Annotated in this window: 11 protein-coding genes and 1 tRNA gene; 4 read left to right on the forward strand and 8 right to left on the reverse strand. The window is 68.2% G+C overall.

Features of this window, described 5'->3' with window-relative positions; translation table 11 throughout:
* Positions 1–5 precede the first annotated feature (5 nt).
* The 3 genes from ACVW07_RS11465 to ACVW07_RS11475 are packed head-to-tail and all read right to left on the reverse strand — an operon-like array spanning position 6 to position 2,645.
* Positions 6–1,391: a Stp1/IreP family PP2C-type Ser/Thr phosphatase gene (locus ACVW07_RS11465; protein ID WP_456819371.1), complete on the reverse strand. Its 1,386-nt coding sequence runs from the start codon at positions 1,389–1,391 to the stop codon at positions 6–8.
* 3 nt (positions 1,392–1,394) lie between these two features.
* Positions 1,395–1,928, reverse strand: coding sequence for an FHA domain-containing protein FhaB/FipA (locus ACVW07_RS11470; RefSeq protein ID WP_456819372.1), 534 nt, complete (start codon positions 1,926–1,928; stop codon positions 1,395–1,397).
* A gap of 9 nt (positions 1,929–1,937) precedes the next feature.
* Complete coding sequence (locus tag ACVW07_RS11475) at positions 1,938–2,645, reverse strand: FhaA domain-containing protein (RefSeq protein WP_456819373.1); 708 nt, start codon at positions 2,643–2,645, stop codon at positions 1,938–1,940.
* Between the two features lie 226 nt (positions 2,646–2,871).
* Between ACVW07_RS11475 and ACVW07_RS11480 the strand changes: the two genes are divergently transcribed.
* Positions 2,872–2,954: transfer RNA gene (locus ACVW07_RS11480), tRNA-Leu, on the forward strand.
* A gap of 272 nt (positions 2,955–3,226) precedes the next feature.
* On the opposite strand, the gene ACVW07_RS11485 is transcribed toward ACVW07_RS11480, so the two are convergent.
* The 4 genes from ACVW07_RS11485 to istA all read right to left on the reverse strand — a co-directional run bounded on the left by ACVW07_RS11485 (position 3,227) and on the right by istA (position 8,068).
* Positions 3,227–4,864 (reverse strand): hypothetical protein, encoded by a 1,638-nt coding sequence (locus ACVW07_RS11485; RefSeq protein ID WP_456819374.1) that lies wholly within the window; start codon positions 4,862–4,864, stop codon positions 3,227–3,229.
* Positions 4,861–5,634 (reverse strand): site-specific integrase, encoded by a 774-nt coding sequence (locus ACVW07_RS11490; protein ID WP_456819375.1) that lies wholly within the window; start codon positions 5,632–5,634, stop codon positions 4,861–4,863. Before ACVW07_RS11490 ends, ACVW07_RS11485 begins: the two co-directional genes overlap by 4 nt.
* A gap of 464 nt (positions 5,635–6,098) precedes the next feature.
* Entirely contained in the window at positions 6,099–6,842 is a 744-nt protein-coding gene (istB, locus tag ACVW07_RS11495) for an IS21-like element helper ATPase IstB (protein ID WP_456819376.1), read from the reverse strand.
* Positions 6,842–8,068, reverse strand: coding sequence for an IS21 family transposase (istA, locus tag ACVW07_RS11500; RefSeq protein WP_456819289.1), 1,227 nt, complete (start codon positions 8,066–8,068; stop codon positions 6,842–6,844). The genes istB and istA overlap by 1 nt, the downstream gene beginning before the upstream one ends.
* A 1,301-nt stretch (positions 8,069–9,369) precedes the next feature.
* On the opposite strand from istA, the gene ACVW07_RS11505 reads away from it, so the two are divergent.
* The 3 genes from ACVW07_RS11505 to ACVW07_RS11515 all read left to right on the forward strand — a co-directional run bounded on the left by ACVW07_RS11505 (position 9,370) and on the right by ACVW07_RS11515 (position 19,200).
* Positions 9,370–13,491 carry an Eco57I restriction-modification methylase domain-containing protein gene (locus ACVW07_RS11505; protein ID WP_456819377.1) on the forward strand — a complete coding sequence of 1,374 codons (4,122 nt, stop codon included), beginning with the start codon at positions 9,370–9,372 and terminating at the stop codon, positions 13,489–13,491.
* Positions 13,488–17,009 carry an SNF2-related protein gene (locus tag ACVW07_RS11510; protein WP_456819378.1) on the forward strand — a complete coding sequence of 1,174 codons (3,522 nt, stop codon included), beginning with the start codon at positions 13,488–13,490 and terminating at the stop codon, positions 17,007–17,009. The genes ACVW07_RS11505 and ACVW07_RS11510 overlap by 4 nt, the downstream gene beginning before the upstream one ends.
* 91 nt (positions 17,010–17,100) lie before the next feature.
* Positions 17,101–19,200, forward strand: coding sequence for a GmrSD restriction endonuclease domain-containing protein (locus tag ACVW07_RS11515; RefSeq protein ID WP_456819379.1), 2,100 nt, complete (start codon positions 17,101–17,103; stop codon positions 19,198–19,200).
* A 268-nt stretch (positions 19,201–19,468) separates the two neighbouring features.
* Here ACVW07_RS11515 and ACVW07_RS11520 read toward each other — a convergent pair whose 3' ends face one another.
* A complete protein-coding gene (locus tag ACVW07_RS11520) occupies positions 19,469–19,840 on the reverse strand; it encodes a hypothetical protein (protein ID WP_456819380.1) in 372 nt (123 codons plus the stop codon).
* Between the last annotated feature and the right edge of the window lie 286 nt (positions 19,841–20,126).

The raw sequence follows: 20,126 nt of genomic DNA on the forward strand, positions 1-20,126 counted from the left end.
CCGGCTCACGGGCCGACCACCACGGTCTGGTCGGTGACCTGCGTGGTCGGTGCGGCGGTGGGTGTCGGGGTGGGGGTGGGCGTCGGCTTCCTGGTGGGGGTGGACTCCGGCTCGACCGTGTCCTCCTCGAGCATCGTGACGAGGTCACGGGCGTCCGACAGCGAGTCGGCATGGATGGTCTGCTCGACGCGCTCCCGCAGGTAGGCCGACCGCAGCTCGTCGATCTGGGTACCGGAGCGCTCGACGACCGTCGAGAGCTCCACGGGGCCGAGCGTCTGAGGCAGGCCGCGCAGGATCACCACCTCACCGTCGTCGGCCGCGACGTAGTACTGCGTGCGCGTGAAGAGGACGCCGAGGCCGGCGACCGCCACCACCAGCACCACGGCGCCGACCCACACGATCGCGGGGTGCAGCCGGCGGCGGGCGGTCGGCGTGTCGTCGTCCTCGTAGCCGTCGTCCGGACCCACCTCGACGACGGGTGCGGGCTCGGGCTCGTCGGCCTCCGGGTCCGGCGCGGGCGGCTTCGTGGCGCGGGCCGCCGCAGCGAGGCTCGCCGCCCGTGCCGCCGGCCCGTCCGCCGCGCTCGTGGGGTCGTGCCGGGTGGTCGCCGCAGCGCCGACGACGGTCGCGGCCGTGCTCGGCCCGGCTCCGTCCGCGACGTCGTCGAGCTCGATGACGTCCGCGAGCACCACCGTCACGTTGTCGCCGCCGCCCGCACGCAGCGCGAGCTGCACCAGGCGGTCCGCGCACGCGTCGACGTCCGCGATGCCCGCGAGCGTCTCCTCGATGGTGTCCGCGCTGACGAAGCCCGACAGACCGTCCGAGCACAGCAGCCACCGGTCGCCCGGACGCGCCTCCCGCACCGAGAGGTCCGGCGTGACGTCCGGGTCGAAGTCGCCGAGCACGCGCATCACCACCGACCGCTGCGGGTGGTGCTCCGCCTCCTCAGGCGTGATCCGGCCGATGTCCACCAGGTGCTGCACGAACGTGTGGTCCGTGGTGACCTGCGTGAGGACGCCGTCGCGGAACAGGTAGCCGCGCGAGTCGCCCAGGTGCACCATGGCGAGCTTGTTGCCGGCCCGCAGGATCGCGATGACCGTGGTGCCCATCCCGGACAGGTCCGGGTCCGCGTCGCTGCGGGCGATGATCTCGTCGCGCGCCGACTCCAGGGCCTGCTCGAGCTCGTCCAGGGCGTCGTCGGGACCGTGCGACTCGCCGTCGAGCGGCGCGAACGCCGCCACCGCCACCGAGCTCGCCACGTCACCGCCCGCGTGGCCGCCCATGCCGTCGGCGACCATCAGCAGGTGCGGACCCGCGTAGGCGGAGTCCTGGTTGTTGGAGCGCACCAGTCCCACGTCGGACCGTGCCGCGTACCTCAGGGCGACGGTCACCGGCTACCTCTGCAGCTCGAGCACGCTCTGCCCCACCCGGACCGGTGTACCGGTCGGGAGCGGAACGGCGGCCTCGACGCGCTGGTCCGCCACGTACGTCCCGTTCGTCGAGCCGAGGTCCTCGACGAACCACTGACCGTCCTGCGGGAACACCCGGGCATGCCTCGACGACGAGTAGTCGTCGTCGAGCACGAGCGTGTTGCTCGGAGCCCGGCCGATCAGCACCGCCGACGTGCCGAGCGGCACGATCGTGCCGGTCAGCGGCCCCTCCGTCACGACGAGCTTTCTCGGCCCGGAGCCGCTGCGGGCGGACCGGGGCGTCCGGACCGGGGGGTCCGACGTCGCCGCAGCCGCCGCAGCCGCGGCCGCCGCAGGTGGGGCCGCCGTGCGCGCCTGGACCTGCTTGTTCGCCCGACGACGGTCCACGATGCGCGTCCCGTACAGGTCGCGACGCAGCACGCTGATGGCCGACAGGACGAGCACCCACAGCAGCGCGAGGTACCCCAGCCGCAGCAGGGTGACGGTGACTTCACTCATGCGTCGGCGTCACTCGTCCGGATCCGGCTCGCCACCGGTCCAGAACAGGATCCGGGTGCGACCGATCATGAGGGTGTTCCCGTCCAGCAGCGTGGCCGCCGGCACGTGGTGCCCCTCGACGTACAAGCCGTTCGTCGACCCCATGTCCGTCGCGATGACGCCGTCGGGCGTCACGCGGATCTCGAGGTGCCGGCGCGAGACGCCCGGGTCGTCGACGATGATGTCCGCTTCCGAGCCGCGACCGATCACCGTGACCTCGCCCGTGAGGATGTAGCGCTGGTCGTCCACCACCAGCAGCGGGTGCCGGGGCGTCGGGCTCGTCCCCGCCGCGGGGGCCACCGCACCGCGCACCGTCGCGCTGTGCACCCGGAACCGGGCCGACTCGAGCTCGGCGTCCTCGCTGAACGACACCGTCACCGGGCCGACGAACGCGTACCGCTGGCTCGCCGCGTGGTCCGTGACCTCCCGCGCGAACTCGTCCGCGAGCGTCTCCGCACCCCACGACTCGATCTGGTCGTAGTCCCCCGGCGACAGCTCGATGGTGAACTCGTTCGGCACCACGGTGCGGTCCCGGCCCAGCACGGCCGCGCGGTCGTCGAGCTCGCGGCGGAGCGCACTGGTCAGCTCGACCGGCTTGAGCTCGCTGCGGAACACCCGGGAGAAGGCGTTGTTGACCGCACGTTCCACACCGTTCTCGAACTTGTCGAGGAAGCCCACGCCCACCTCCCTTGCTGTCGCGCCGCCGGCGGGCGGGGGTGCCCGGTCGAGCTGTTCTGCGCCGATCCGCCTTGATGGTATCTGCGACGCGGCGGTCGCGACCGGGTTCGGGTCCCGACCGGCGGGTGTTCACCTCGGCGGTGCCGTGGCGGGTGTCGGGCCGGGTCGCCGCCGACCCGGCGGTGGTCGGGGCGGCGGCCGTGGTCGTGCTAATGTTCTGCGGCGCGCGCGAGTGGCGGAACGGCAGACGCGCTGGCTTCAGGTGCCAGTGTCCGAAAGGGCGTGGGGGTTCAAATCCCCCCTCGCGCACAGTGGGGTGGTTCCCGAAAGAACCGCCTGAGCAGTACCGAAACTCCCGGTCAGGGTTCTCTGGCCGGGAGTTTCGTGGTTCTGGGGGTGCATGAGCCGGTCTGGAGGCGCTCGCAGACGCGGAGAAGCCCTGCCGAGGGGGCTCGACAGGGCTTCTGAGGTCGATTCGGCGCCGTTGGGCCTGTTCGCAGGCAGGCTGACGCTGGCGAAGTGGAGCAGTCGTGCGTCCCGGCCGCAGGCTAGGCGATCAGGCGGCGATGCTCAGACGCCCCTTATCCGCGGTACGGGCGCCGCCGGCCCCGCGTCCAGGTGTGACGGTCGAGCGGCTCGGTCGACGGTTCCTCGCCGAGCTCGACCTGCCACGGGTCCGGCCGGTGCCGAGCCAAATGCCAGCCGCGGAGCCGTTCGATGTTGTGAGCAGCCAGCGTGACGGCCATCAGCAGGGTGGTCGCGACGAGCCCCGGAACGCGGAAGTACCCACGATTGACGTTGCGGACCTGATAACGGAGCTGGGCGTTGAGCCCTTCGATGAGGCTGCGACGGTTGAAAGACAACGCCCACCGGGTGGACTGCCAGGCCAAGGGTTGGCGGTCGCGTTCGAGGTCGGTGTCACGGACCGTGACGGTCTTCCCGCACGCGCAGGTCCCACCGCGGACGCATCTGGCGGTGGGCAGATGGCGTCCCCGCCGCATCGATGCCGGGGTGTTCGGGCAGCGGAGGCGACCGGCCAGGGCCGGCCCTTTCCACCGCTGGCTGCCGCGCTCGTCGCGACGACGTGCCAGCGGGGTGAACCGGTAGGCCTCGCGCTTGTCGAACAGCTCGCGGGCGCGGGCCTTCTGGGTGGCGGTGTCCGCGATCCTGGGAGGCTCAAGCTGCCGCAGGGGTTCGGGCAGCGCGTCGCAGTAGAGGGAGCCGTCGATCCACAGGCTCCCGGTGATCGGGCCGGGGCGTACGCCGCGCTGGCTGGTGTGCAGGTCCATGGTCACCGCGATCCCGCGCTCGCGCAGTGGCCGGGCGAGGTTCTCCGCGCGGGAGGTGGTGTAGCCGCGGTCGAGCAGGACCTCGGTGACGTTCGGCAAGGCGTTGAGAATTCCGAGAGCAGCGCCTGCTCGGCCCCGGACCCCCGGACGCAGGGCCAGACCAGCAGCCAGCTGAGGCAGCGGTTCCCCTGTCGGTTCGGGTGCGTAGGTCGCGATGTGGGCTTCGTAGCCGAAGTACAGCTCGGTCGGTCGCCGGTCGGTCCCGGTGCGTTTGGCCCACCGCGCATCTCCGTCGGCGGCCGGGCGACCGTCGGCGTCGGTCCCCGCGTTTTGAGTGCGCGCCCGGTAGGCGGACTCGATGTCGGTCCCGTCGATCGCCACGACGCTCGGCGGCGTCCAGGTGGGCGGGATGCTGGCCTGGACCAGGCCCGTGGCGACCTCGTCGACCCGCGCGGGGGCGAAGTGGCATCTGTCGGGGCACTCGTCGACCTCGCCGGTCTCGGGGTCGGCGGTCAGGTCGTGGTTATGAGGGACGAAGAACCCGACTCCCAAGGCGTCTTTCAGGGCGTGGTACCCAGACAGGACAGGCCGGTACAGGATCACGGCCCTGGGCGGGAAGCCGAGCGCGAGCCTTTCGCTGGGCGACGCTGACAGCAGTGTGCGGGTGACGCCGGCGAGAGTGAAGGCCGCCGGGCTTCCCAGAGCATGCAGCATCATCCCCGCCGCAACGGCGTCGAGAGGGTACGCGCGGGGGCGGCCGACCGTGCGCGTCCGCAACGTGACCAGCCGGGAGACGACGTCGCTCTCGGCCCAGGCCCGAGCGCGTCGGACCTTCTGCGCGGAGGTCAGGGGAACCGGGGTGTAGATGATGCGGCTGAGGCCGGTGGACGACGACAAGGGCCGGGACTGATCGGCGCCGTGGCGCGTCATCGCCGCACCATCGAGGCGAACACCTCTGGCTCGGGTTGCGGGGCCATGAACGGCATCACGTGGCCGAAGATCTTCCACGACGCGACGCCGGCGATCCGAGCGAGCTCGCCAAGGTGCACGCCATGTTCGAGGTGGTCCTTTACCCACGTCACGCGCAGCCGGCTCAGCCGCAGTGGTGGGCAGTCCGGTGGTAGCTCGACGTTCTGCAGGAGCTTGGACAGCCGCGAACGGTCCCAGTCAGCCGCGGTGAAGCCCAGAATCAACGACCCCGGATCGTCGACCTTGATGCGCCCGAGCGTGTAGTCGTGCGGCGCGCTGATCGGGATGGTTCGCGGATGCTGCCCTGGAACGGACAGGCACAGGAAGCCGTGCCGCTCGACGAGGTCGTCGGTCGAGACCCGCCAGGTTTCACGCGGGTACAACCCGGCACCCAGACCGAGCGCGAGGAACGACTGCAGCCGGCGGCGCTGGACGGCGGTGCGCTGCTGGTCGGCGACCTCCAGCAGTCGAGCAACCTCAGCAGGCGTGTACGGAACGATGCGCTGGTTGGCCCGCAACCGCTCCTCCGGCGGCTCCCATGGCGCCTTGGACGTGACCGCTGCAGCGAAGCGGCGCAGGTCCGAGCGGCGAGTGGCCCGCGACGCCTCGGCGAGGTGCGTGCACCCGACCTGGATGTACCGGGAGACGACGTCCGGGGTGAACACCTGCTCGCGGTCCAGCGGCAGCCCTTCACGGTGGGCCCACACGAGGAACTGAGACAGCGTCCGCATCGCTTCGACAGCTCGGCGGTCGTCTGCAGGGTGCACATCCACGGCGACCGCCCGTGCGAAGTCGGCCACGGGCGCCCAATCACTGGGGCGCAGCGCCTTCGGGACATAACCCGCGACAGCCTGCTCTACGGAGAGGGGCTCTGGGGCGTGTCGGTTGACGGGGACAGTTCTGGAATCTGAAGATGGGCGCACGAAAGCTCCTCTTCTCGCAGGGTGGTGCTTCGAGGCAGCGGCGGGAACCGCTGTGAAGGCGATCGGGCCGGGATGCCACTCCCGGCCTTTCGCGTGTCAGGGGATCGGCGCCCTGCGCCGAGCAGGGTCAGCCCACGGATTCCCCAGCGGAGTCGGCGAGGGCGGCGGCCAAGAGGTCAGAGGCGACGGCGCTCACGGGACGGCCGTGTCAACGACGGCTGAAAACGAACCCCCTGTCGACGGGCGAAAGTGAACCCCTCTCGTTGGTGTGGTCAGTCGGTGGTGGCCGCGGGTGGGCGGCCGAGGTCGCGGTTCTTGAGGCGGTAGGAGTCGCCTTTGAGGGCGACGGTGTCGTCGCCGAAGACCTCGCCCCAGCGTCCGAACGGCTTGTTCGAGGTGACGATCAGCGAGGCACGTTCGTAGCGAGCCGAGACGAGCTGGAAGAACAGGTTCGCAGCTTCGGGCTCGAACGGGATGTAGCCGACCTCGTCGATGACGATCAGCGGGTAGCGGCCCAGGCGGCGTAGCTCGTCTTGCAGGCGCCCGTCGTGGTGCGCGGTCGCGAGCCGGTCGACCCACTGCGAGGCGGTCGCGAACAGGACCCGGTGACCGGCTTGGCAGGCGCGGACCGCGATCCCGGTCGCGAGGTGGGTCTTGCCGGTCCCAGGTGGGCCGAGGAACACCACGTTCTCCCGGGCGGTCACGAAGTCCAGGGTTCCGAGGTGGGCGATCTGGTCGCGGGGCAGGCCGCGGGCGTGCTCGAAGTCGAAGTCCTCCAACGACTTGCGGGACGGGAACCTCGCGGCCCGGATGCGTCCCTCGCCGCCGTGGGCCTCGCGGGCGGCGACCTCGCGTTGCAGGCAGGCGGCGAGGAACTCTTCGTGGGACCAGGACTCGGCCCGGGCCCGTTCGGCGAGCCGGTCGACGGCCTCACGCAAGCTCGGTGCCTTCAGCGCGCGGGTGAGGTAGGCCAGTTCGCTGCTCACGTCCCGGGCCGGGGACTTCACCGGGCTCATCACGCCACGTCCGTCAGGCCGAACGCCGCGTCGTAGGCGCTCAGGTCACGCTGCTCGACGTCGTCGACCGGCGCGGGTGCCGAGCGGCGAACGGCAGCGGCGGCGGACATCGCCAACGCTGCTTGCCGGTGGGCGGGGTCGGTGATCGTCTGCCACCGCGCCCAGCAGCGCGGATGGGTCGCCACGACCTTGGTGCCCAGCCGGACGGTGACCTGCTGCAGGTCGGCGACGACGTCGACGAACCGGCCGACCGCGACCGGGTCGACCGAGTAGTCGTTGGAGCCGAGGCGCACGTAGTGATCGCGCGGCAACCTGACCCGGGTGCGCCAACCCAGCTCAGGGACCACCGGCGGCAGCGTGAGCATCGCCGCCCGGTCGACCTGCCAGCGATCCTGCGGCCGGCAGCCCAACGCTCGATGCTGACGAGCGTTCGCCAGGACGAGCCAGTCGACCAGCTGGGTGTTGAAGTCGTCCGGGCCGGTGAACGTGCGCCCGGGCAGGAACGAGGTCTCCAGATAGCCGTTCGCCCGCTCGACCAGGCCCTTGGCCTCCGGGTCCCGCGGCCGGCACTGATGCACCCCGATCCCGAGCATCCCGCGGAACGCCTCGAAGTCGTCAGTCAGCTTCGGCTTGCCGGCCCGCCAGGACCCGACCGCGGCCTCGTTGTCCCAGACCAACTCCCTGGGGACTGCGCCCATGCGCTGCAGCAGGACCCAGTGCCCGGCGATCAGGTCCGGTGACAGCCGTGACGGCAGCATGATCGCGAACGTCATCCGCGAGTAGCCCGCGACCATCACCAGCACCGGCGGTGAGCCGACCTGCCCGGCGCCCAGTGCCACGTCGACCGGTGGAAACCACAGGTCGCACTGCACCCGCGCCCCAGCCTCGTAGGTGGTGCGCGTGGCCGGGTCCGGCGGCAGGTAGTACGGGCGCAGCACCCGCACCCGGTCCTTGAGCACGGTCAACGAGTGCTGCCAACCGATCCGCTGCGCGATCACCGTCGCCGGCATCGTCGGGCACGAGACCAGCAGCCCACGGATCAGTGGTTCAACCTCGTCGACCAGCGAGCCTCTCGCCGGGCGCTCGTACTTCGGCGGCGCGTCACGAGCCAACGCCCGCCGCACCGCGTTCCTCGAGACTCGCAGCTTGCGGGCGATCGCCTTGATCGCCATGCCCTCGACCCGTTGCAGCCTACGGATCTCCGCCCAGTCCTCCACGGTCATCACCCTCCTCAGCGTCGCCGAGGGGGTCCGTGTTCATCCGACGCCACGGGGTTAGTCTTCACGCGTCGCCGACAGGCCGGTGGCACGGGCGCGCGCGAACAGCGGCCCTGCCACGGAGGCGGGCATGCGGATCTCCACCCGGACGAGCTCGTGGGGCTTCAGGTCGCGCGGGCGCGAAGAGGGGCGGCCGGAGCGAGCCGAGGTCACGTGGACCGAGTTCCCTGGATCGTTCATGTCACCTACTTCCATTCAGTTGGCCTGCGTGCGATTGGTTCTCAATTTCTGTGGAGACATCGCACGGCTGGTCAGACCGTCAGGAAATCGGCGGGGCTATGAAGTTGTTGCTCCGCGCCACAGGCGAGCTCGCCCAGAAGCGACTCGGCTCGCCGCACCGCGATACGGGGCCGTACGTGCACGCTAGCGCGATCGCGCAGGCGTCCCATGGACGCGACGCGGCGATCCGATAGGCCGGCCCAGGAGGTTTGGACGTAACGCACCAACACTCTCGAGGGAAACTCGGCCGACTTCGATCGACAGCATCGGGACGAGCGCCGTCGTCGTCGCCGACGTCACGCAACTCCAAGGCCGCGCGCCAGCTCGTCCGTCTTTGTCTGATCGCCGGACACGACCGCAGTGCCAGCATCGACGAGCGCGCGTCGGACGTCGTCGGCCGGAACTTAACAAGATCCGTTAAGACGGGGGCTGCTCGTTAAGGTCCTCGATCTGCCGTGCCCACGTCCGAAGGTTCGGGTTGGGCAGCGGGTCGTGCCAAGCGGCATCTTGCTCGGACTCTGAGCTGCTCGCTGCGCCGCCCAGGCCTGGCAACGCGTGACCCAGTCGCTGACGCGCTCGTGCCCGAGCTGTCCGTGTTGAGGCCTTCGCCATGCCGGGGGTCACGGTGGTCGGGTTCGGTTGAGCGGGTGGATTATGCCTGGCGGTAGCGTTCAGAACCAGCCTTCGCAGCTGTACCCGTAGCAACCAGCTAGCGTGGTGGCGCCGACGGAGACTGCGGTGCGGAAAGAAGGCGGTGATGTCTCGGTGATGGACGTTTGCTGATGTCATCGCCGCGAATCTGGGCGTGCCTGCGGACGGCGTAATGCCGACGAGGGTCTGCGGGCATCGGGTACGCCGACCGTGGACGTCCAGGTGAGCGGAGTGGCGGGGTGCACACGCCGGCGGAGCGGATGGGTTCGAATCGGACCTGCAGGCTGAGTGATTGATAGGCCTGGTTGGGCCCTCTCGGGGCGAACCGGCATGTGCGTTTGAGGGGGACGACGACAGTGCAGTTGGATGCGGATCGGTGCGTGTCGTGGACGCAACCTGAGGCGGCCGCGGGGATCACTCCACGGGCCGTGTTCCTTGGGCCCGATCCTGACGGGCTCGGCAGTCTCCAGGTTGCGACAGCGGAGGCCGTCGCGATCCCATCCCGGACGGCACTTCGAGAGCTCTACATGGCACGCAGGGGTCGTCGTCAGATCACCCTTGTAGTTGCGGTCACGCACGGCGACACCGCTTACCTCTTGGGCCCGGACCCGCAGGCATCGACCGTCGAGCTGACGGTCGAGGCGGCCCGGCGGCTGCTTCAGTCTGCGCTGGCCGAGCCGGACGTCGAGCTAGCTTCCGAACGGCTCGCGAACTTCCGCAGGGCGTACGAGTCGACTGCGCCCGGGTTCACTAATTCTGGGCTGTTTGCGACTCACCACGTGATGACGAGTCTTAGGACGCGGTCGGACTGGGCGACCCTCGGTGAGGCGGGCCGCGCGATTCTGTCCCAGCGGGACACCAACCTCATCAAGGCGCTTGGGTTCCAAACGATTCGCCACACCGCGAACGCGCTTCTCCTCAGGAGCGACGGTCACCCCCCGCGCGCCGTGGCGGTCCTCATTGATGCGACCGAGCAGTTCGACCAGAAGTCGGCTCGCCTGAGTGGGTCACCGGTCGCCTACGGTCTCGCGATCGCCCAGCAGCAGGAGCTCCCTTGGCTGGTGGTGATCCGCAAAGACCAGATCCGGCTCTACCCGGGCCGCGACGGCGTCGGAGTGGGCGCCAAGGGCCAGACAGAGACGTACTTCGAGATCGACCTCGCCACGATCGACGCCGACCACGCTGCCCTCCTCCCGCTCGTCTTCTCCGCCGCAGCGCTCGCGACTGCCGGTAGTACAGACCAGATCCTCGCCGACTCCGCCCGCTATGCCACAGCGCTCGGCAAGCGGCTCCGCGAGCGCGTCTACGGCGAGGTGGTCCCGCCGGTCGCCGTCGAGGTCGCCCACCAGCTCGCGAAGCAGGGTCGCGTGCTTGACGCCGACGGCCTGTCGACGGCGTATCAAGTAACGCTCCGTATCCTCTTCAGACTCCTCTTCCAGGCGTACGCAGAGGACCGCGGACTGCTGCCCGCCGGCCGCAACGAAGGTTTCGACGCCAACTCGCTCAAGAGTCAGGGGCGCCGCCTGCTCAACGCCGGTGAGCTCGAGTTTGGTGACTCGGCCATCCTCTGGCGCGACCTGGAGCAGGTCTGGCTCGCGATCGACAAAGGACAACCTCTATGGCAGGTCCCTGCGTACAACGGAGGGCTGTTCGCGTCCGGTGCCGACAGCTCGCCGGACGGTGCGCTCATCGCGAGCATCGAGCTGCCCGACAGGGTGCTCGCTCCAGCGCTGCGCTCGCTCCTCGTCGACCGCACCGAGGACGGTACGGACGGCCTCGTCGACTTCCGGTCTCTGTCGGTGCGCGAGTTCGGCACCATCTACGAGGGCCTCCTTGAGTCGTCGCTGTCCCACGCGGATCAGGACCTCACCGAGGACTCGAAGGGCGCCTGGGTTGCCGCGAAGGACGGCGACGACGTGCTTGTCGGAGCGGGCGGCTTCTATTTTCATTCGGCTTCGGGCGAGCGGAAGGCGACCGGCTCGTACTTCACGCCCAAGGTCGTCGTCGACCACCTCATCGAGCGGTCAATCGTCCCCGCGCTAACGAAGCACCTGGACGGCATCGCGGCGCACCTCCGTGCGGGCGACGGTGCGACCGCAGCGCGCGACTTCTTCGACTTCCGCGTCGCCGACCTCGCCATGGGGTCGGGCCACTTCCTTGTCGCCGCGATCGACAAGATCGAGGCCCTCATGCGCACGTTCCTCACCCAGCACTCCGTCCCCGGAGTGACCGAGGAGCTGCGTCGCCTCGCCGAGGTCGCCAAGGAGGCACTCGGGACCGACGATGTCGCCAAGCTCGACGTCGACGAGGTAAGGCTCCTTCGCCGCCAGATCGCGCGCCGCTGCATCTACGGCATCGACATTAACCTCATGGCCGTCGAGCTCGCTCGCCTCGCACTGTGGATCCACACTTTCGTACCCGGCCTGCCTATGTCGAACCTCGACCACGGACTCGTCTGCGCCAACTCCCTCACGGGCATAGGCACCATCGACGAGGCCGTAGACGCGCTCGCCAAGGTCGCTGAGACCACACTGGTGGTTGAGCCCCGTGAAGCCTTCGCGCCCGACGATGGTGGTCTCGCCCCCACACAGGACGCTCTCTTCGGCGGCGCCCAGCCGAAGCTCGCTCTCACCTCGAAGCGCCCGGTGGCTAGGGCGAAGGTGAACGTCGGCTACCAGGCCGCTATCCGTGCCTTGCTCCGTGAGCACCTCGACCAGGTGATCCCGCTGTTGCTCGACGTCGCCAACGCCTCTGAGGCGACGAAGGCCGAGGTGGAGGCTGCCGCCACGCACCTCGCGGCCGCGCGCGAGGCGTCCGCGCCGATCGCACGGCTCTTCGACGCCGCGGTCGCGGTCCGGCTCGGCAAGTGGACAACAAGTATCACCAACGAGGCGACGCTCCGACGTCTCACCGAGACGACCGAGCCGACTGAGATCGTCGCACCGCTTCTGCCGGCGCACATGCCCGTGCTCTTCCCCGAGGTGTTCGTCCGCGAGAACCCGGGTTTCGACGTTCTCCTCGGCAACCCGCCGTGGGAGAAGGTCAAGGTCGAGGAGCACGCGTGGTGGGGCGCCAGGTTCCCGGGCATTCGGAGCGCGAGGCAGGCCGACGCCGAGGCCATGATCGCGGCCCGCCGTGCGGAGCGCCCCGATCTTGTTGCGGAGTACGAGGCCGAGGCGGCCCGCGCGGACGCGATGAAGAGGATCCTTTCCGCAGGTCTCAACGTCGGTCGATCGATGATCGACACGGACCTGTTCCAGGCGTTCTGCTGGCGGAACTGGCAGCTCCTCGCAAGCGGCGGCCGATCGGCGATCGTTCTGCCGCGGTCTGCGCACTCGGGCACCGCGATGGCGGAGTGGCGTCACCACGTTCTGGCTCACGGGTCGTTCGCTGACGTGTGCTTCCTGCTCAACAACAAGCGCTGGGCTTTCCCGGATGTCCACCCGCAGTGGACGGTCGGGCTCACGGTAATCGAGAAGGGAGGAGAGCCGATCGTTCGGTTCGCTGGCCCATTCGCGAGCGAGCGTGAGTTTCTCACCGGGGCAGGCACCGCGGCGGAGGTGCCGGGAGCGGAGTTTGTCACCTGGTCGGCCTCTGCAGCGTTCCCACTGATCCCGGATGCGGCCGGGGCAGGCATCTTCCGCAAGATGAGGCGGTTCCCGCGTCTGGATCACGATGATCAGCGACTGTCGGTCCGAGGGCTCCGGGAGTTCCACGCTACTGACGACAAACACCGCTTCTCGTTCTCGGGTGCGACGCCTGGATCCATCCCGGTCTACAAAGGCGACTCGTTCAACATCTGGAACCCAGCGACAGGATCGACCTACGCGTGCGCGTCACCGGAGGCGGTTGAAGAAGCCCTCTTCGCGAAGCGCCTCAACCAGGCGAGGTTGAAGCGGTCGGCTTTCTACGGGCTTGCCGCGGCGATTGTGGAGGATCCCCAAAGTCTGCCTCTCCATCGGCCTCGGATAGCGTGGCGAGACACCGCGCGCGCAACTGACTCCAGAACGTGCATCGCCGCGCTCGTTCCGCCGGAGACGGCTCTAGTCCACCAGGCCTACTACCTCTTCTTTCGCGCCGGAAGCTCGGCCGACGAGGCGTATGTACTCGGCGTGCTCTCGACCGTGGTTTTTGACTGGTTCATGCGGCTCGTCGTCGAGAACCATGCCACCGTTGAGATCCTCCTCGGCGCACCCGTTCCGCGCCTTGACGATGCGAGCCCGGTGCGAACGCGCGTCGTCGAGATCGCAGGCCGCCTTGCCGCAGTCGACGTCCGCTACGCCCCTTGGGCCGCCGAGGTCGGTGTCCCCGTCGGCTCCGTGACGTCCCCGGCAATGAAGGACGATCTCGTCGCCGAGCTAGACGCCCTCGTGGCGCTCTGCTACGGGCTCACGGAGGAGCAGCTCGTCCACATCTTCGCGACGTTCCACCGTGGCTGGGACTACCAGCCGCGCCTTACGACCGTTCTCGCCCACTTCCGGACCTGGAGGTCCCAGGCATGACCGGCTTGCCTGACTTCGCGACCAATCCTCTGGATGGCGTCTTCGACGAGACCGTCGCTGACAAGGTCAACGAGCTGCTCGTGTCGGCGCGCAAGAACAAGGTGGTCGCGCCGCCGGTCGCGATTGCGACGGCGTACATCAACCCGGCCGGGTTCGTTCTTATCGCCGACGAGCTCGAGCGGGCTCCTCGAGTTCGGCTCCTGCTTGGTGCCGAGCCGGACGCCGAGTCGGTCCGCTCGGTCAATGCGGGCGACTCCGACGCCGTCGAGCGCCGTGACGCCGCTCTCGGCCGTCATCAGGCGTGGCTCGAGGCCGAGCGCGACACGATGGGCTTCGACTACACGCCGACGCAGGAGGCGCGGCGGATGGTGCGATGGCTTGAGTCGATGGACCCCAGCGGGTCCGCGAGGGTCGAGGTGCGCCGGTACACGCGCGGGTTCCTCCACGGGAAGACATATCTGGTCGAGGACGGCCCAGCCCAGGCGGCGCTCGCCGGGTCGTCGAACCTCACGTACGGAGGCCTCGCCCACAACGCGGAGCTCAACCTCGGCACGATGGGCGGCACCCACGCTGCCGCCAAGGTGTCGGAGTGGTTTGAGCACTACTGGGCCCGCTCCGAGCCCTACGACCTTTCCGGTCTCTACGGTCGCTTGTGGGACCCGCACGCCCCGTGGACGATTTACTTGCGCATGCTCTGGGAATTGTACGGCTCGGCGATCGCCGAGGAAGAGCCGAACTCGCGCACACTTCTCGCGCTGACGCAATTCCAGGCGGATGGCGTCGCGCGGATGGAGCGACTTCTCGACGAAAACGGGGGAGTGCTCGTCGCCGACGAGGTCGGCCTCGGCAAGACATACCTCGCCGGCGAGGTCATAGCACGGGCATCGGCGAACCGGCAGCGGGTACTCATCGTCGCCCCTGCGGCGCTCGTCGCCTCGATGTGGGCTCCGTTCCTCGACGATTCGCGGTTCTCCCGGTGGGTCGACATCTACTCGTACGAGAAGGTGCGCAACCAGGTCGACCCGACGCTGTCAACGTACGACGCCGTGTTTGCGGCGAAGATGGACGATTACTCGCTCATTGTCGTCGACGAGGCACACAACCTCCGCAACGCTGGAGCCCAGCGCTCCGCCGCGATCGATTCTGTAATTGCCGCGGGGGCGAGCCCGAAGAAGGTCGTACTCCTCACCGCGACGCCGGTCAACAACTCCCTCGCGGACCTAGAGACCCTCGTCAAGTACTTCATCCGGGACGACGCTCGCTTCGCTGGCATCGGCATCCCATCCATCAAGAAGTACATTCGCGCCGCTCAGGACGTCGACCCGGCGAACCTGACCCCGGAGCACCTGTTCGACCTGATGGACCAGGTCGCAGTCCGCCGCACTCGGAAGTTCGTGAAAGAGCACTACCCCAACGAGACGATCACCGGCCCAGACGGCAGACTGACCACCCTGAGATTCCCCCAGGCGAAGCCGCGACGGATCGACTATCCGATCGACGACGAGGGCGCGGCCCTCATCGACGCCATGGTCCGGGCACTCGACGACCCCACGGACCCGCACCAGCCCAACGCGTGGGCGCAGCGCGTCGTCGACCCAGAGCGCCTCATGCTCGCCCGCTACCTATCGAGCTGGTACACGCTCGACCACGACCTCGCGACGTACCAGATCACCAACGCCGGTCTCCTCCGCTCCGGCCTGCTCAAGCGTCTCGAGTCGAGCCCCGAAGCGCTCACGGCGTCCCTGGAACGCATGATCGCCTCGCACGAGGCGTTCCTCACGGCCCTGGCCGGCGGCTACGTCCTTCAGGGCGACGCTCTCGCGGACTGGACTTCGTCCGACAGCGACGACCTCGACGCGTTCGTCGAAACACTCGACGTCGACGAGCGCCCGGAAGCCGCCGCGGGCTACCACCTCACCGCGCTCACCGCCGACGTCACCTCCGACATCGAGTTGCTGCGGCGCCTGCACGCGCTGGCGCATGGCGTTGTCACCTCGAGCGAGCGCAAGGCGACGGAGCTCACCGCGGCGATCGCGGCAGGCGTCGATACCGTCGCCCTCGCTGACCCCCGGCTGATGTCGAAGGTCGGCGCGCTCGTGGTCGAGCTTGCGCGCATCGCGGAGGCCGCGCGCAGGATCGACGCTCGCGGCGTCTCCGGGCGCGACCGGCGCAAGGTGGTGGTCTTCTCGGCCTTCGCTGACACGGTGATCCCTGTCCATGACGCCGTAGTCGCCGCGATCAACGCCGCACCACCAGGTTCGGCCCTGTCGGACTACCGGGGGCGAGTCGCCGAGCCGATCATGGGTGCCTACGCCAGGACGCTCGCCCGCGGTGCCACCGGGGGCGTCGACCAAGGCGGCCGCGCCACCGTGATCGGTAGCTTCGCTCCAGAGACCGCGAGCGAGCGCGTCAACGGCAAGCCCGTCCACGAGGACCTCTTCGACATCCTTTTGACCACCGACGTACTCGCCGAAGGCGTCAACCTCCAGCAAGCCGGTCAGATGATCAACTACGACCTGCCGTGGAATCCGATGCGGATCGTGCAGCGTCACGGCCGAGTCGACCGCATCGGGTCCAAGCACGACTACGTTCACCTCGGGCTCTTCTTCCCGGCGCGGCGACTCGACGAGATGCTTCGGCTCGAAGAGACGATCGACCGCAAGCTCGCCCTCGCGGATGCGGCCGTCGGTGTTGGCGACGTCCTCCCTGGCCGCGTGACAGGGCGCCAGATCAACTTCAATGACGCCGCCGCGATGGACCAGTTCGCGCAGCTTCTGGACAACGGCGGCTCCTCGGCGTCGCTCTCCGGAGAGGAGTACCGGCGGCGACTCTTCGACGCTGTGCAGGTGGATGCGACCATGAAATCCGACGTGCTCGCGCTCCCGTACGGATCCGGCGCGGGCTTCGTCAGTGAGGGCGTTCGGGGCAACGGGTACGTGTTCTGCGTGCGGATTGGCACCGAGGCGAAGCCGTGGTTCCGCTACGTCGCGGCTGACGATGCCTGGAACGTCCGCCGGAGCACCGATGGCGTTCCTCTCGTCTCCGCTGACACGCTCATCTCGCTCCGGGTCGCTGATCCGGTCACGCCCGTTCGTGAGCGTTGGCTTCCAGAGGACGTGTACGCCCGAGCCTTCGCCGCATGGTCCGTCGCACGTGACGACGTCCACGCCACCTGGACGGGGATGACGGATCCCAACGCGTTCGAGCCGGACGTGCCCGCAGCCTTCCGTGACGCGACCGAACTGATCCGCACACATGGCCGGTACCTCGACCGGGAGGCGAGAACCGCTCTGTTGCGGCGGCTTCGCAGTGTGCCTCCGGTCAAGGTCGCGAGGGCGGTACGGCGTGCCCTCGCGGAGGGTCGGACCGCCGAGGAACAGGTCACCAAGGTCACCGAGGTGCTCGACGCCGCTGGCGTCATCGCGGCGCCGCCGCGCGAACCGCTGCCCTCGGTCGAGAAGCACGAGGTCCGGCTCGTGGCATGGATGGCGGTCAAGGGAGAGACGGCAACCGAATGACGGTCGACGCACGATTGAGAAGGCTCCATTGCACTTGCCATCCGGTGCTTGTCCACTCCCTGCCACCCCAGCGGATCGTTGAGGAGCAGTGATGAAGGCAGTCGACTCGCACCTGCTGACGCTGCTCAAAGCGAGCAGCCAGTACATCGTGCCGATCTACCAGCGGCTCTACTCATGGCAGGAACCCGAGTGCGAGCAGCTCTGGTCTGACATTGTGCGGGCCGGCTCGAGCGCAGAGCTCGGCGCGCACTTCACCGGTTCGATCGTCTACGTCGCGCGAGGGCAGTCGACCAATACGTCGGCAGAGCCGGACCTGATCATCGATGGCCAGCAGCGAGTGACGACGGTGACGCTGATCCTCGCCGCGCTCGCCGAGCGACTGGACGGGCTGCCTGAGAACGAACGTGAGCCGATCGACGGGTTCGCGCCTAAGAAGATCCGCAACCGATACCTTTTGAACGATGACGAGGACGGCGAGCGGGCGTTCAAGCTGATCTTGTCGCAGAGTGACAAGGACGCGCTCATCGCCATCCTCGAGGGCGTCGCGCCCTCTGCTGACCTGGTGACCCGAGTCGTCGACAACTTCGCTTTCTTCCGGCAGAAGTTGTCGAACCCTAATATCGATCTGGCCGTCGTGTGCCGGGGCCTCGACAAGTTGGTCGTGGTCGACGTGAAGCTCGAGCGTGGCGTCGACAACCCGCAGCTCGTGTTCGAGGCGATGAACTCGACGGGCAAGAAGCTCTCGCAGGCGGACCTGATCCGCAACTACGTGCTCATGGACCTGCCCCCGAAGGAGCAGGAGAAGCTGTACACCGCCTACTGGCGCCCGATGGAACAGGAGTTCATCGGCGCGGCCGATTCACAGTTCGACGAGTTCGTCCGCCATTACCTCACGATGAAGACCGGTTCCATCCCCCGCCAGGACGACATCTACGAGGCTTTCAAGAGCCACGCCACCGTCTTCACTGCGAGCGGAGAGACCGTTCAGTCCCTCGTCGTCGAGCTCCGGCAGTACGCCCGCAGGTACGCCGCGATGGCGCTCGGCAAGGAGACCGACGCCAAGCTGCGCCGCGCCTTCAAGGACCTTGACCAGATCCGCGCCGACGTCGTGTTCCCGTTCCTCCTCGAGGCCTACTCCGACTACGAACTCGGGACGCTGGACCGCGACGAACTCCACGAGATCGTCCAGATGGTCACGTCCTATGTGTTCCGTCGTGCGGTGTGCCGAATCCCTACGAACTCTCTGAACAAAACTTTCGCCGGGTTCAGCGCCGGGGTCCGCAAGGACCACTACGTCGACAGTGTCAAGGCACAGTTCCTCGGTATGAAGAGCTACCGCGCGTTTCCCACCGACGCGGAGTTCCGACACGCCCTAGTCACGGCGGATCTGTACAACTTCCGCCGGCGCTCGTACCTGCTACGACTGCTCGAAAACACCGGCCGCAAGGAGCCTGTCACAGTCGAGGACTACACGATCGAGCACATCCTTCCCCAGAACGAGAACCTGTCGAATGAGTGGCGAGGGGCTCTCGGCGAGCACTGGCAGGACGTGCAGGCCAAACACCTGCACACTCTCGGCAATCTCACGCTCACCGGCTACAACTCGGAGTACTCGGACCACCCGTTCGCCATCAAGCGCGATATGGAGGGCGGGTTCAAAGACAGCCCACTTCGTCTGAACAAAGGGCTCGGGCAGCTCACCGAGTGGAACGCGACCGAGATCGAGAAGCGTGCCGAGCGTCTAGCCAACGAGGCTGTCGCGATCTGGCGACGCCCCGAACTGCCCAACGACGTCGTCGCGGAGCTCCAGCAGCGGCGGGAGGTCTCCGACTTCTCGATCGAGGACCACCCGAACCTGCTGCCGGCGCAGCGACGGGCCCTCTTCGAGAAGTTCTCCGCCGAGGTCCTGGCACTCGACCCTGGCATCATCAGGCAGTTCATGAAGGTGTACGTCGCGTTCAAGGCCGAGACGAACTTTGTCGACGTCGTCCCTCAGAAGGCGCGGATGCGACTGAGCCTGAACATCCCCCTCGAGGCGCTCCACGACGAGCGTGGCGAGGCGTGGGACGTCAGCAACAAGGGTCACTGGGGCAACGGACCCACCGAGGTAGCGCTCAACGAGGACTCCGACTTCGCCTACGTGATCGGCCTCGTCCGTCAGGCCCTCGAGTTCCAGTTGGGGGAAGAGTGACCGGCCCGAGTTAGACCGCTGAGGACAGCGGACTGCGATCCTGACTTGCTCGATCTTGTGCGCCGACACGTCCGGGCGTTCCCGCTGCGCCGAGTCTGCGCGTGACGAGATCCGACGCGACAAGATCAACGCGAAGCGGTCATTGCTTCACCGAGTCAACGAATGTGGTCCTGCCGGCCGGTGACTCCTTGCAGACTCAGGACCCATGTCATCTTGATGTCCGCGCGGACATTTCTGTCAAGCCCGACCTGGTCTGGCGGACCGCGACTCAGTGTTGACGAGGAGTTGCAGCGAACGCATTCTCGATGCGCGCACGAACGGCAGCGTTGAAGCGGTCGTCGTCGATCAGCGCTGCAAGGTAGTCGCGCGCGCCCTGCGCGATGCCAGACGCAGGTTCGTTCTGCACCGCGGCCCGTTGGGTTGCGCTATAGAGCACGTGGCTCCACAGGTCTATGTCGCGCCGACTGGCTGGATAGCCGAGGGCGACTAGAACAGGTGTGACGAGGATGTGCCCGCGAACGTAGGCCCCATTGGGCAGCCTGCACTCGTCCTCATGTTTCTGAGAACACGCCGAGCAGATGATCACGCCCGGCATCTTCCGCGGGTATCGCCGGCGCCACTCCTCGTCGATGACGTACACGTCGGCTTGCTGACCGATGACGCGCCGACACGCGGCGCACGTCAATCGAAACTTGGGTCGCACAGGGCTCGTCACCCCAAGGCCCCCCTTCTCGCTGCATGACGACAGTAGCGACTCGCGTCACGCGCCCGATCGCTCGGCGCGGTGCTCGCTCATGGGCGTGGCGCAGCCGCTGCGCGGGGCTGGCGCCGTCGTCGTGCTTTCGGCGTCCGGTCGGGTGGCGGGAGCTCGGGCGCCCGTCGATTCGGGCGACGTCGGCTCTCGTGTCCAGATGTGGCGGTCCAGG

Source organism: Cellulomonas sp. URHB0016 (assembly GCF_054057935.1).

What these genes read in the sequence shown, in the direction of transcription:
- ACVW07_RS11470 (WP_456819372.1), bottom strand. Translation starts at nt 1,928, where the DNA reads ATGAGTGAAGTCACCGTCACCCTGCTGCGGCTGGGGTACCTCGCGCTG.
- istB (WP_456819376.1), bottom strand. Translation starts at nt 6,842, where the DNA reads ATGAGCCCGGTGAAGTCCCCGGCCCGGGACGTGAGCAGCGAACTGGCC.
- ACVW07_RS11510 (WP_456819378.1), top strand. Translation starts at nt 13,488, where the DNA reads ATGACCGGCTTGCCTGACTTCGCGACCAATCCTCTGGATGGCGTCTTC.
- ACVW07_RS11490 (WP_456819375.1), bottom strand. Translation starts at nt 5,634, where the DNA reads ATGCGGACGCTGTCTCAGTTCCTCGTGTGGGCCCACCGTGAAGGGCTG.
- ACVW07_RS11485 (WP_456819374.1), bottom strand. Translation starts at nt 4,864, where the DNA reads ATGACGCGCCACGGCGCCGATCAGTCCCGGCCCTTGTCGTCGTCCACC.
- ACVW07_RS11515 (WP_456819379.1), top strand. Translation starts at nt 17,101, where the DNA reads ATGAAGGCAGTCGACTCGCACCTGCTGACGCTGCTCAAAGCGAGCAGC.